General features: G+C 65.9%; 9 protein-coding genes and 3 pseudogenes. 1 reads left to right on the forward strand and 11 read right to left on the reverse strand.

Translation table 11 applies throughout. The annotated features are described in order from the left end of the window. Positions 1–31: 31 nt before the first annotated feature. The 11 genes and pseudogenes from argH to BST40_RS12510 form a co-directional block, all read right to left on the reverse strand. Positions 32–1,480 carry an argininosuccinate lyase gene (gene argH, locus BST40_RS12465; RefSeq protein WP_083154407.1) on the reverse strand — a complete coding sequence of 483 codons (1,449 nt, stop codon included), beginning with the start codon at positions 1,478–1,480 and terminating at the stop codon, positions 32–34. 79 nt (positions 1,481–1,559) lie between these two features. Beyond that, positions 1,560–2,756, reverse strand: a complete 1,197-nt coding sequence (locus BST40_RS12470; protein WP_075547262.1) for an argininosuccinate synthase — start codon at positions 2,754–2,756, stop codon at positions 1,560–1,562. A 17-nt stretch (positions 2,757–2,773) separates the two neighbouring features. Then, complete coding sequence (locus BST40_RS12475) at positions 2,774–3,283, reverse strand: arginine repressor (protein WP_083154409.1); 510 nt, start codon at positions 3,281–3,283, stop codon at positions 2,774–2,776. Next, positions 3,280–4,206, reverse strand: a complete 927-nt coding sequence (argF, locus tag BST40_RS12480; RefSeq protein WP_083154410.1) for an ornithine carbamoyltransferase — start codon at positions 4,204–4,206, stop codon at positions 3,280–3,282. The genes BST40_RS12475 and argF overlap by 4 nt, the downstream gene beginning before the upstream one ends. Next, entirely contained in the window at positions 4,203–5,393 is a 1,191-nt protein-coding gene (locus BST40_RS12485) for an acetylornithine transaminase (RefSeq protein WP_075547259.1), read from the reverse strand. Before BST40_RS12485 ends, argF begins: the two co-directional genes overlap by 4 nt. Then, the gene (gene argB / locus BST40_RS12490) at positions 5,390–6,271 is read right to left on the reverse strand and encodes an acetylglutamate kinase (RefSeq protein WP_075547258.1); all 882 of its coding nucleotides are present in this window, start codon (positions 6,269–6,271) and stop codon (positions 5,390–5,392) included. Before argB ends, BST40_RS12485 begins: the two co-directional genes overlap by 4 nt. Positions 6,272–6,297: 26 nt before the next feature. Beyond that, positions 6,298–6,372: pseudogene (locus BST40_RS33235) on the reverse strand (hypothetical protein); the annotation flags it as partial. Then, complete coding sequence (argJ, locus tag BST40_RS12495) at positions 6,369–7,580, reverse strand: bifunctional glutamate N-acetyltransferase/amino-acid acetyltransferase ArgJ (protein WP_075547257.1); 1,212 nt, start codon at positions 7,578–7,580, stop codon at positions 6,369–6,371. The gene argJ and the pseudogene BST40_RS33235, both read right to left, overlap by 4 nt. Further along, positions 7,577–8,636, reverse strand: a pseudogene (gene argC, locus BST40_RS12500) (N-acetyl-gamma-glutamyl-phosphate reductase). Before argC ends, argJ begins: the two are co-directional and overlap by 4 nt. Before the next feature lie 93 nt (positions 8,637–8,729). Then, positions 8,730–10,910, reverse strand: coding sequence for a PE domain-containing protein (locus BST40_RS32545; protein WP_158084012.1), 2,181 nt, complete (start codon positions 10,908–10,910; stop codon positions 8,730–8,732). 1,189 nt (positions 10,911–12,099) lie between these two features. Then, positions 12,100–12,981 (reverse strand): hypothetical protein, encoded by an 882-nt coding sequence (locus tag BST40_RS12510; protein ID WP_122511165.1) that lies wholly within the window; start codon positions 12,979–12,981, stop codon positions 12,100–12,102. A 34-nt stretch (positions 12,982–13,015) separates the two neighbouring features. Between BST40_RS12510 and BST40_RS31115 the strand changes: the two are divergent. After that, positions 13,016–13,212, forward strand: a pseudogene (locus BST40_RS31115) (hypothetical protein); the annotation flags it as partial.

The following is a 13,212-nucleotide window of genomic DNA, read 5'->3' on the forward strand; positions in this document are numbered from 1 at the left end:
AACGTTCGATTGGCTACCTAGGAGTCAAAGTCTAGTCTGCCGGGAACGGACCGGCGCGCGATTTCGCCAAGGGCGTCAATTTCTGGCGCAGCCGGTCGACGGCGTTGTTCACGGCGTTGAGCTGATCGGCAACCCGGCGCGGGGCGGTACCGCCCCGCGCGTCGCGCGAGGCCACCGAACCCTCCACGGTCAAGACGTCACGAACCCGCGGCGTCAGATCGGGGCTGATGGCGGCCAGCTCGTCGTCGGTGAGCTCCGGCAGCCCGACGCCACGCGCTTCTGCGGCGCGCACCGCCGCGCCGGCGGTCTCGTGCGCGGTGCGAAACGGAATTCCTTGGCGCACAAGCCATTCAGCAATATCGGTGGCCAGGGTGTAGCCGGCGGGCGCCAGTGCCGCCATCCGCTCGACGTGAAAGGTCAGGGTGCCCACCAGGCCGGCCATCGCCGGCAGCAGCAGCTCCAGCTGAGCGACCGAGTCGAACACCGGCTCCTTGTCTTCCTGCAGGTCGCGGTTGTAGGCCAATGGCTGGGCCTTCAGCGTCGCCAGCAGACCGGTGAGGTTGCCGATCAACCGCCCGGACTTGCCGCGGGCCAGTTCGGCAATGTCCGGGTTCTTCTTCTGCGGCATGATCGAGCTACCGGTGGACCAGGAGTCGTGCAACGTCACATAACCGAACTCCGTCGTGCTCCAGATGATGATGTCCTCGGCCAGCCGCGACAGGTCGACCGCGATCATGGCCAGCACGAACGCCGCCTCGGCGGCGAAATCACGGGCGGCGGTCGCGTCGACCGAATTGTCGGCGGCAGCCGTAAAGCCCAGCTCCGCGGCGATCGCGTCCGGGTCCAGGCCGAGCGACGAGCCGGCCAATGCGCCCGAGCCGTACGGGGACACGGCCGCGCGCTTGTCGAAGTCGACGATTCTTTCCACGTCCCGCAGCAACGGATGAGCGTGTGCCAGCAGGTGGTGGGCCAGCAGGATCGGCTGGGCCGACTGCAGGTGTGTCTTGCCGGGCATGATCGCACTCGGATGCGCGGCGGCCTGAACGGCCAGGGCTTGCACGACGTCGAGCACACCGGCGCCGACCCGGCGCACCGCGTCGCGCAGCCACATCCGGAACAGCGTGGCGATTTGGTCGTTGCGGGAGCGGCCGGCCCGCAGCCGGCCGCCCAGCTCGCGACCCACTCGTTCGATCAGTCCGCGTTCCAGCGCGGCATGCACGTCCTCGTCGGTGAGCAGTGGGCCAACGCTGCCGTCGGCGACGTCGGCTGCGAGGCGGTCGAGGCCGGCCAGCAAGTCGTCACGCTGCTCTTCGGTGAGCAGGCCCGCTCCGAAGAGCACCTTGGTGTGGGCCTGGGAGGCTTTGATGTCGTAGGGGGCCAGTACCCAGTCGAACTGAGTGGACTTGCTCAGCGCGGCCAGTGCGTCGGAGGGGCCGCCGGCGAACCGCCCGCCCCACAGCGACCCCTCGTTGGTGCTCACTTTTTCTCCGCGAGCAGACACAGAATCGCACGCGGGCGGGCGTATCGGTGCGATTCTGTGTCTGCTCGGCGGGAACCCGTCACTGCAGGTCCCGGCGGGCGGACAGTTTTGACGACAGCCCGTGCACGTAGACGAATCCGCGGGCGGCCGACTGGTCGAAGGTGTCGCCCTCGTCGTAGGTGGCCAGGTTGAAGTCGTAGAGGGATTCGGCGCTGCGCCGCCCGTTGACCGCGATGTGGCCGCCGTGCAACACCATCCGGATCTCGCCGGACACGTGCTCCTGGGTCGTGGCGACGAAGCTTTCCAGCGCGATCTTCAGCGGCGAATACCACAGCCCGTCGTACACCAACTCGGCCCAGCGCTGGTCGGTCTGACGCTTGAACCGGCCCAACTCGCGCTCCAATGTCACATGTTCGAGTTCGGTGTGGGCGGTGATGAGCACCATCGCTCCCGGCGCCTCGTAGATCTCGCGGCTCTTGATGCCGACCAACCGGTCTTCGACCACATCGAGCCGGCCGACACCTTGCGCACCGCCGCGGCGGTTGAGTTCCTCGATGGCCTGCAGCACCGACACCGATCGGCCATCGATCGATACCGGAACGCCCCTCTCGAATCCGACGATCACCTCGTCGGGAGTGTTCCAGTTGACCGTCGGGTCTTCGGTATAGGCGTAGATGTCCTTGGTGGGGGCGTTCCACAGGTGCTCCAGGAAGCCGGTCTCCACCGCACGGCCCCAGACGTTCTGGTCGATGGAAAATGGTGAGCGTTTGGTGACGTTGATCGGGATGGCGTTTTCCTCGGCGAACGCGATCGCCTTCTCCCGGGTCCAGGCGTAGTCACGGACCGGCGCTAGCACCTCCAAATCCGGTGCCAGCGAAGCGAATCCGACTTCAAACCGAACCTGGTCGTTACCCTTGCCGGTGCAGCCGTGCGCCACGATCCCGCCGCCGTGCTCGCGTGCGGCCGCAACCAGGTGCTTGACGATCAACGGTCGGCTGATCGCCGACACCAGCGGGTAGCGGTCCATGTACAGGGCGTTGTTCAGGATGGTGGGCAGGCAGTAGCCCTGGGCGAACTCGTCGCGGGCATCGACCACAACAGCTTCGACGGCGCCGCAATCCAGTGCGCGCTGCCGCACCACCTCCATGTCCTCGCCGCCCTGGCCGAGGTCAATCGCCACCGCCACGACCTCGCGGCCGGTCTCCTTGCCGATCCAGCTGATGGCCACCGAGGTGTCCAGGCCGCCCGAATACGCCAGGATGACGCGTTCTGACATGAACCAACTCCTTTATTTCAGGTTTTCCAAAGCTTTTCCAACGCCGACGCCAGCTCAGCGCCGGTCATCGGCTCGCGGGCGGCCACGAACACGGTGTCATCGCCGGCGATAGTGCCGACGACGTAGGGTAGCGCCGCGCGATCGATGGCGCTGGCCAGGTAGTGTGCGCCGCCCGGTGGAGTGCGCAGCACGGCCAGGTTGGCGCTGGCGTCGGTGGACACCAGCAACTCACCCAGCAGTCGGGACAACCGTCCGGTGCCCCCGGTGACCCCGCGCACCGGGCTGCCGTCTTCGGGCACGACATAGACCCCGACCCCGCCGTCGGCGCCGCGCAGCTTGACCGCGCCAAGCTCTTCGAGGGCACGCGACAGCGTGGCCTGGGTTACTTCGATGCCGTCGCCGGCCAGCAACCCCGCCAGTTCGCTTTGGCTGCTGACCGGTTGCGTCGACAGGATCGCCACGATGCGGGCCTGCCGACCGGCGCGAGTGACTTCGGGTGTGGCCTTGGATCCGCCGTCGCGCGTCATCGCGACCGCTCCAACAGCCACACCAGCAGCGCTTTCTGAGCATGCAACCGGTTTTCGGCCTCGTCCCAAACCGCGCTGGCTGGGCCGTCTATCACGTCGTCGGTGATCTCGTCGCCGCGATGTGCCGGAAGGCAATGCAGCACAACGGCTTCCGAGTCGGCCAGACCCAGTAGTCGCTCGTTGACCTGGAACGGGCGGAACGGTTTGACGCGATCCACCCCGTCGTTCTCCTGTCCCATCGACGTCCAGGTATCGGTCACCAGGACGTCGGCGGCGGCGGCTGCGGCCTTGGCGTCGGCGGTCACCGTCACCGAGGCGCCGGTCGACTGGGCGCGCTTTTCGGCTGCGGCCAGCACGTTGCGATCCGGCAGGAAGCCTTCGGGTGCCGCGACGGTGACGTGAATACCTGCGGTGACCCCGCCGAGCAGCAACGAGTGAGCCATGTTGTTGGCGCCGTCGCCGAAATACGACAGCCGCAGGCCACGCAGTGACCCTTTGCGCTCGGCGATGGTCTGCAGATCCGCGAGCACCTGGCAGGGGTGGAACTCGTCGGACAGCCCATTGATCCCCGGCACCGTCGCGGCACCGGCCATGGCGTCCAGGCGGTCTTGGCCGAACGTCCGCCAGACGATGGCATTAACGAAGCGGGACAACACTTTTGCGGTGTCCTGCAGAGTTTCGTCGCGGCCCAGCTGGGTGCTCTTGGCGTCGACGACGACGGCGTGGCCGCCAAGTTGCGCGATGCCCATTTCGAAGGAAAACCGGGTGCGGGTGGAGTTCTTGTCGAAGATCACCGCTACCCCGTGCGGCCCCTCTAGCGGGCGGCGGCTGAACGGGTCCTTCTTGAGCGCGGCGGCAAGCTCGAGGACCTCGGCCTGCTCGGCGGGCGACAGGTCGTCGTCGCGCAGGAAATGTCTGGTCATGTCTGTGCTCCGGCGGTGTCGAGGATGCCCGGCAGCGCGTGCACGAAGCCGTCGAGCTGAGCTTCGGTGATGATCAGCGGCGGCGCCAGCCGGATGACGTCGCGCGCGGCGGCGTTGACCAGGTAACCGGCGTCGCGGGCGGCCGCCTCCGCGGTTTTGGCCTGCTGGGCCGTCAACACGATGCCCAGCAGTAGTCCCCGGCCGCGGACGTGGTCGACCAGCGGGTGTCCCAGTGATTCGATGCCCTGGCGCAGCGTTTTGCCCAACACATCGGCGCGGCGGACCAGGCCCTCGGTCGCCAGCGTTCGCAGCACTGCCAGAGCCGCCGCGGTGCACACCGGGTTACCGCCGAAGGTGCTGCCGTGCAGCCCGGGGGTCATCAGTTCCGCGGCCGGCCCGACGGCCAGGCACGCCCCGATCGGCAGCCCGCCCCCGAGCCCCTTGGCCAGGGTCACCACGTCCGGGGTGATGCCGTCGTGCTGGTGGGCGTAAAAGGCGCCGGTGCGGCCCATTCCGGTTTGCACCTCGTCGAGCACCAGTAACGCGCCGTGTCGCGAAGTGATGTCGCGGGCGGCCGCCAGGTAGCCCTCAGGCGGCACGACCACACCGCTCTCCCCCATGATCGGCTCGAGAAATACTGCGGCGGTGCCGTCGTCGACCGCGGCGGCCAACGCGTCGACGTCGCCGTAGCGAACGTGGGTGACGTAGCCCGGCAACGGCTCAAACGGCGCCTGCTTGGCCGGCTGCCCGGTCAGCGCCAACGAACCCATCGTCCTGCCGTGGAAAGCTTCTTGGGCGGCAACCAGTTTCGTGCGGCCGGTGAGCCGGGACAGCTTGAATGCCAACTCGTTGGCCTCGGTCCCGGAGTTGCAGAAGAACACTCGTGCTCGGGTTTCAGCGCCCAGCAGCGCCACCAACTCTTCGGCCAGAGCGACCCCGGGTTCGGTGGCATACAGGTTGGAGGTGTGGCCCAGCGTTGAAAGCTGGTGCGTCACAGCCTCGATGACCGCCGGGTGGCGATGGCCCAGCACGTTGACCGCGATGCCGCCGAGCAGGTCGACGTAGGTTTTGCCGTCCACGTCGGTCACTACGGCGCCGTCCCCGCTGGCCAGCGCTATCGGTGGGGTGCCGTAGTTGTTCAGCATCACGGCCTGCCACCGTTGTTGCATGCTTTCGGTTTGTGTCACCCGCCCACCACCTTGGTGCCGGTGCCCTCGTTGGTGAACAGCTCCACCAACACACAGTGTTTGACCCGGCCGTCGATGACGTGCGCACTGGGCACGCCGCCGTCGACAGCTCGCAGACACGCCTCGACCTTGGGGATCATTCCCGCTTCCAGGGTGGGCAGCAGTTGCGCCAGTGTGGCCGTGTCGATTTCGCTGACCAAGGAATTACGGTCCGGCCAGCTGGTGTACAGGCCCTCGACATCGGTGAGCATCAGCAACTTTTCGGCTCCCAGGGCTTCTGCGAGTGCTGCCGCGGCCGTGTCGGCATTGATGTTGTGCACCACACCGTCGGCGTCCGGCGCCAGCGTCGAGACCACCGGAATCCGGCGTGCGCCAATGAGATCCACCACCGCATCGGTGTTTACCTTGTCGACGTCGCCGACCAGGCCGATGTCGGTGGCCACGCCGTCGACGGTGACGCTGCGCCGCACCGCGGTGAATAGTTGGGCATCCTCACCGGTGATCCCGACGGCATAGGGACCGTGCGCGTTGATCAGGTTCACCAGCTCGCGGCCCACCTGGCCGAACAGCACCATGCGCGCCACGTCGAGCACTTCCGGTGTGGTGACCCGGAATCCGCCCTTGAAGTCACCTTCGATGCCCAGCCGCCGTAGCATCGCGGTGATCTGCGGTCCCCCGCCGTGCACCACGACCGGATGGATCCCGCAATTGCGCAGAAATGCCATGTCCGCGGCGAATGCCTGCCGCAGCGTGTCGTCGATCATCGCGTTGCCGCCGTACTTGATCACAATGATCTTGCCGTGCAACTGCTTCAGCCAGGGCAGGGCTTCGGCCAGCACCTGCGCCTTGACCTGAGTGGTCAGTGCCTCGATGCTCATGAGCGCCGCTCTCCCCCGCATGCGGGTGGGGCCCCCACCTCATCGCTTCGTCCCCCGCACGCGGGCGGTGCCCCCACTGCATCGTCGCCGGCGCGGGTCATGAGCTGTAGGCCGAGTTCTCTTCGACGTAGGCGTGCGACAGATCGGTGGTCCGGATGGTGGCCTGCCTATCGCCGATATTCAAGTCCACGGTGATGTCGATGTCTTTTGCCGACAGGTCGACCTCGCGTGCCCCCGGAACACCCACTCCGTCGACGCAGACGGCTGCGCCGTTGAACGCCACGCTGATTCGATTGGGGTCAAGGGTGATCGGCGCCATCCCGACGGCGGCCAACACCCGGCCCCAGTTCGGGTCGGATCCGAACAGCGCCGTCTTGACCAGGCTGTCGCGAGCGATTACCCGAGCGGCGGTCAACGCGTCGTCGTCGCTGGTTGCTCCTCGTACCGTTACGGTGACGCGTTTGGTGACGCCTTCGGCGTCGGCTTGCAGTTGAGCGCACAGGTCGTCGCACACCTGCAGCACCGCGTCGTCGAGGTCGGCTTGCGACGGCGCGAATTCGCTTGCCCCCGAAGCCAGTAACAGCACCGTGTCGTTGGTGGAACAGCTGCCGTCGATGTCGAGCCGGTCAAAGGTGCGGGCGGTGGCTCGGCGCAGCGCGTGATCGAGTGCCGCAGGCTCGGCGACCGCGTCGGTGGTCAGCACACACAGCATGGTGGCCAGCGACGGCGCCAGCATGCCCGCACCCTTGGCCATCCCGCCGACCGTCCACTTCTGATGGTGCAGCGCAACCTGTTTGGGAACGGTATCGGTGGTCATGATGGCGTGTGCGGCGTCGTCGCCGCCGGTCAGCCCGCCGTGCATTTCATGCACAATGTCCCGAACGCCGTTGAGCACCTTGTCCATCGGCAGCCGGTCGCCGATCAGGCCCGTCGAGCAAACGGCGACCTCGATGGCCCCAGTCTCGGTTCCCCAGTCCGACAGCGCGGCGGCGACCGCTTCGGCGGTGGCGTGGGTGTCCTGAAAGCCGCCCGGACCGGTACAGGCGTTGGCGCCGCCGGAGTTGAGGATCACCGCGCGCAACTGGCCGGTGGTCAGCACCTGCTGGGTCCACAACACCGGCGCGGCCTTGACCTTGTTTCGGGTGAGGACCCCGGCGGCGGCATAGTCGGGGCCTTCGTTGAAGACCAGCGCGAGGTCGGGGGCGCCGGATGATTTGATACCAGCGGCGATGCCGGCAGCCCGGAAGCCGGCCGGTGCGGTGACGCCTTGAGCACGCAGCAACCTTGTGGCGGTTGGTGTTTCGGTCACGGTGCCACTCCCACGACTGACAGGCCGTCGGTTTCCGGCCAGCCCAGCGCCAGGTTCATCGATTGGATCGCGGCGCCGGCTGTCCCTTTGACCAGGTTGTCGATCGCGGCCAGGGCCACCAGCGTCTGGGCGTCCTCGTCCACGGCGACGGCAATATGCGCGGCGTTGCTGCCGATCACCGCGCCCGTGCGGGGCAACTGGCCCTCAGGCAGCAGATGGATGAATGGCTCAGCGTCGTAGGCCTTTTCGTACGCCGCCCGCAATTGGGCAATCGGCGAGCGGGTGCGCGCGGTACAGGTGGCCAAAATGCCGCGCGAGGTGGGAATCAGAACGGGGGTGAACGACACCGTGACGTCGCGGCCGGTGACCGCGCGCAGCCCCTGCGCGATTTCCGGGGTGTGCCGATGGGCACCGGCAATGTTGTAGGCCCGAGCCGACCCGATGACTTCCGATCCGAGTAGGTCCGTCTTGGCCGCGCGGCCCGCCCCTGATGTTCCACTGACGGCAACGACGGTCACCGCCGGCTCGATGAGATCGTCGGCCATGGCAGGCAGCAGGGCCAGCAACGCGGCGGTCGGATAACACCCGGGCACCGCGATGCGGCGCGCACCGCTGAGCTGCTCCCGCGCACCCGGCAACTCCGGTAGACCGTAGGGCCAGCTGCCGGCGTGCGGGGATCCGTAGAACCGCTCCCAGGCCGCCGCGTCCGTAAGCCGGAAGTCCGCCCCGCAGTCGACGATTAGGGTCTCCGGCTCGAGCTGCGCGGCCAGCGCCGCCGAATATCCGTGTGGCAGAGCGAGGAACACCACGTCGTGGTTGTCGAGCACGTTGCGCTCCGTGGGTTCGAGAATTCGCTCGGCCAACGGCACCAGGTGCGGGTGGTGTTCACCCAGCGCGCTACCCGCGCTGCCCGCCGCGGTCAACGCGCCGATCGTCAACCGGCCCGCGATGTGGGCTGGATGCCCGAGCAATAGGCGTAGGATCTCACCGCCCGCGTAGCCGCTGGCACCGGCAACCGCCACCCTCGTCACATCGGCCATTCGGCCGATTCTGCATGGTTATGCAGATCTTTGCAAATCCATTCCGGGGTGTGTCGGCCGGGCGCTGGTGCCGCCACGGTTGGGGGCGCACCACGACGCCGTCGGGCTACTAGGCACCGACCTGAACACCGAGGCTCGCGTTCAACGCCGCTTGGATGGCGAGTTGGAGGTTGGCCAGGGCAGCGCCGATATTGGCAGCGAGTCCAAGAGATGCATTGTCCAACGCCGTCAGGATGACCCATCCGGTCTGGGCGAGTCCGACGGTGGCGTTGGCGATACCTGTGGCAAGCGTCAGACCGACCTGGGACAGCCCCGGAAACCCGACGCCGAGGCTTGCCTCGACGGCGCCGCCGAGCGCACCGCCGATCTGAGCCGCGGCATTCTCCCAAATGGCCGCGAGGGCTTCGCCCGTCCGCAATAGTCCGGAAGCGGTTGCACCGAAGCTGCCGGCGAGCACTTGGCCCGTGCCGATGAGACCCGAGAGCCCAGCACCCAGACCGCCCGCCAGCATTCCACCGGTCTGTACCAGCCCCGACCCCAATGCGGACAAGGCGCCGCTGACGCTCGTCGCCAGGGCCGCACTGAGTTCCGCCGACAGGCTGCCGCTCAGGCCCGCCGACAAGGCCGCGGATAGCCTCGCCGCCAGCTCCGGCAAGCTTCCACCGAACGCTGCTCCCAGGCTGCCGACCAGATTCTGACCGGTTTGAATCACTTCGTTGAGCCCACCGTTGAGCGCGGCCACTACTTGCGGGAACGATCCGCCCAGGCTGGCCTGCAACATCGCAGTGAGCTGTGTGGCCAACGCCGGAGCATTGAAGCTGCCCGCCAAGCTGGCCACGAACGTCTGTCCGGTCTGAATCAGGGCATTTAACCCCCCACCGAAATTGCCGACCAAGCTGGTCGCCAACGACTGGCCGGTCTGGATCAGCCCGTTGAGGCCACCATTGAGCGCGGCCACCAGCTGAGGGAATGATCCGCCCAGGCTGGCCTGCAACATCGCCGACAGTTGTGCGGCTAGCGCGGGAGCACTCAACCCACCGGTCAGGGTCGCCACGAACGTCTGGCCCAGCTCAACGAGGCCGTGCAGCCCGCCGTTGAGCGCGGCCACCACCGCCGGGGCATTGATCACCGCGCTCAACGCGGCCGTGAAGTTTTGCCCCACCTCGACCAGCCCATGCAACCCACCACTGACCGCGGCCACCAGCTGCGGCAACGACCCACCCAGGCTGGCCTGCAACATCGCCGACAACTGCGCGGCCAACGCCGGCAGCCTCAACCCACCGGCCAAGCTGGCAACAAGACTCTCACCCGTTTGAATCAGCCCACTGAGGCCACCACCGAAGCCGCCCGCCAAGCTGGTCGCCAGCGACTGACCCGTCTGAAGCAACCCCGTCACACCACCGTTGACCGCCGCCACCAACGTCGGCAACGCCCCACCTAAAGTCGCCGAGAAGGCAGCATTGAGGTGGGCGGCAATCTCAGGCAAGCTGCCACCGAAGTTTGCCAATAGTGTTCCGCCCGTTTGGATGAGCTCACTAAGCCCGCTGCTGAAGCCTATGAGCACGTTCCCAGTCAGGGTTTGACCCGTGTGGATCAGTCCGGTCAAGCCACCGTTGAATGCCGCGATCAGCTCCGGTAGGCCAAGGTCGAGGCTGCCTGACAGCGACGCGCCGAGTTGAGCACTCAACGAACCGCCCAACGCCAATGCCTGTGTCAGGGCGGCACGTGCCTGGGCGCTCAGCCCAGCGCCGACGCCCGACATGAGAACGCCGAAATTCTGCAGGGAGTGGCCGGCCGCCACGATGACTTCGCCCGTCTGAACCAACCCCGTGCCGACACCGGACACGATGGCTCCTCCGGTCTGCAGGGCGAGACCGGAAGCTCCGGCACCAAACGCGGTCGCGAACGAGTTGGCAGCCTGGAGAGCCAGTTCACCATTGAAAGCGGCGGTCAGACCTCCGTTGAGCCCGCCGCCCACTGCAGCAGCGGCATTTTGGCCGGTGAGGACTGAAACAGCATTCGCTACCTCGGCTTCGACGTATGAAGACGCAGCGCCGTTCAACAGCTTGACGAAGTCTGCATGAAACGCCGACGCCTGGGCACTGATGGCTTGGTACTCCTGACCGAAAGTGCCGAATAGTGCTGCGATTGCAGCTGATACCTCATCTTCGCCCGCCACCGCCAACGCAGTCGTGGGAGCCGCCGCTGCTGCGGTGGCCTCTTCCAGCGCCAGGCGAATACCTGCGAGATCCTGGGCTGCCGCCTGGACAACCGCAGGCACAGCGTTCACAAATGACATGCTCATCGCCCCCACAACATGAACGGTTTGACCCGATGAGACCCGACCTCATCGGCAAAAAGAAACGTAATCCGCTGGGGCACACCAACAACGGAAAACGATCGTTTTCAGTTGATTGGGTCGAACGTATCTACGTGATTAGCAGCGAGGTAACACTTGACCGAAGGAGTTCAACTCCACTCAGGGCAGCGATCCGGCTGGGTCCGGTGCGGGACTGTAGTACGCGACGCTATTGCAAACAGCGAACTTGTTGCGCCATAGCAAATTTCGATTGGCTTGTCAGGAGACTTGCCGCCACGCGACGACAGCAATCGCCCGCGCCCTCGATGCACACCTACCAGCAGCCTTACCCAGCTAAACCGACTCAAGTTATTGTCCTGTTGTATAACAACGCATTTGAGCGCTACGACAGCGCTCGCCATGCATTCAAAAGCCAGTCGTTGTCGGATCGCTCATCATCGTCGCAATCCCGACCGACGAAAGGCGCTCGGCGGGAACCGCTTCCAGCGAGTGAGCACTTGAGGCGGTGATGACACCATCTCGTTAGCTGCAGTGAGGACCGGCGCCGAATGTTCAGATTGGAAGGCCACTGGCCTTACCCGGTGTTATGCCACCGCAAGCACCAGGCAATTACGTCGCCGGAGACATGCCAAGCGGTTAGTGTGGTTTGCCAAATCAGCCTAACCGCCGTCATTAGCATGCGAATTGGTCAAGGCAAATCACCTACGCCGTGGCACGATATGGCGCAGGCCGGCGCGTCCGTGGTCGAAAGTCGCACAAACCCGTGGGAAGCCACACATATATCCCCGCCGAGAGATTTGGTGATTATGAATTCATACTTGGTGAGCGGACGCACCCACCGACATGAACCGAATACGGACAACCTCGTCGGCGAAAACGCCGGCCACCGCGAGGTTGACACCCACGGCGGTCCGCTCACCAGGACAACGCCGGACGTCTCGACGTGGGCCGAACCATCCGCGACCCGATCGAGCGGGATCCCGCGACCGGCAGCCCGGACCCGACAGCGCCATCACCACCGCCACCACGCGCGGCAGCGAGCAGATGATGCTGAAACGGCTGCCCGGCCGGCACCAGCGTGTGACGCTTCAGCGCGGGCTTGCGGGACTAGCTGGCGAAATAGTCGCTATAGCTCTTCGCGCGACGCACAGCTCAGCAACTACGCCCCGATGGCGTTCGCGAGCTGTTGGGGCCAATAGTTCAGCAAAGCGGGAACGATGCCGCCGATCTGCGTGCCGTTGGTTGTGACGTTGAGCATGCCGCCGCTGAGCGGGTTTGGCGCAATAGCCGTGATGCGCTCGAGGGGGTGCAGGATCCCGTTGAAGGGGACGTTGTTCTGCAGCGTGATCGTTTCTGGCACGACGCCGATCAGGGGGACCACAAACGGAACCGTCAACGTCAGCGGCGTGGGCAGCACGTATTGGCCATTGAGGAAGCCATCTGCGATGACGGCGGGTGCGTCTACCAATGCGGTCAAAGCCAGCGGTATGTTGCCGGCCTGCACGGCTTGGGAAAATGCCGTGGCACTTTTTCCGGCCGCGGCGGCTGTGGAGAACGCCGGACCGACCAGCTCCAGACCCAATGCCACCGGGAACCCGAGCGTCTGGGTGGGAGCCAAGAAATTCGTGACATCCACCGATATGGTCGGGTCGGTAAGCAGCTTGACCACGTTGGCGAAGTTCTGCGCCGAGTCTCCGGGGATGGTCAGGATCGGCAGCAGGTCTCCAAGGGCACCGTTGACGACCGCGGTGAGTTGCGGGAAGTTGCCGGTCACGGTGAACAGGCTGGAGGTATCGACAAAGAGGCCGAACACGCCGGTCGCCACCTGCTGCACGGCACCGCTGACGTTGCCCGCCATAAGGTCGGAGAAAGCCGCCATCAGGTGTTGGGGCAAGTTAGACAAATTGCCAGTGAAGTCGGTGACGGCGGCACTGAGCGATTGGCCAGTCAGCTGGATGTAGCCCTCCAGGTTATCGGCGATCTGGTTCAGGAAAGGCGCCGGGCTGCCGGCAGAGGCAGCGCTCGTGCTGGCGAGATTCACAGCCGTATTCGCTACCAAGGCTTCATACGCGTTGGTGGTGCTCGGCGTCGGCGGGAACGGTGGCAATGCCATGGGTCTTGTCGGCGCCGGCGGCAACGGCGGCAATTCCGGCAATTCCCCTCTCAACTTGATTACGCCTGCCAGCGGCGGCAATGGTGGCAACGCCGCCACCACCGTGATCGGCAATGGCGGCAATGGCGGCAGCGGCATCAACGCCGGTACCGTTGGTGC

Origin of the sequence: Mycobacterium persicum (assembly GCF_002086675.1) — a bacterium.
Lineage (GTDB): Bacteria > Actinomycetota > Actinomycetes > Mycobacteriales > Mycobacteriaceae > Mycobacterium > Mycobacterium persicum.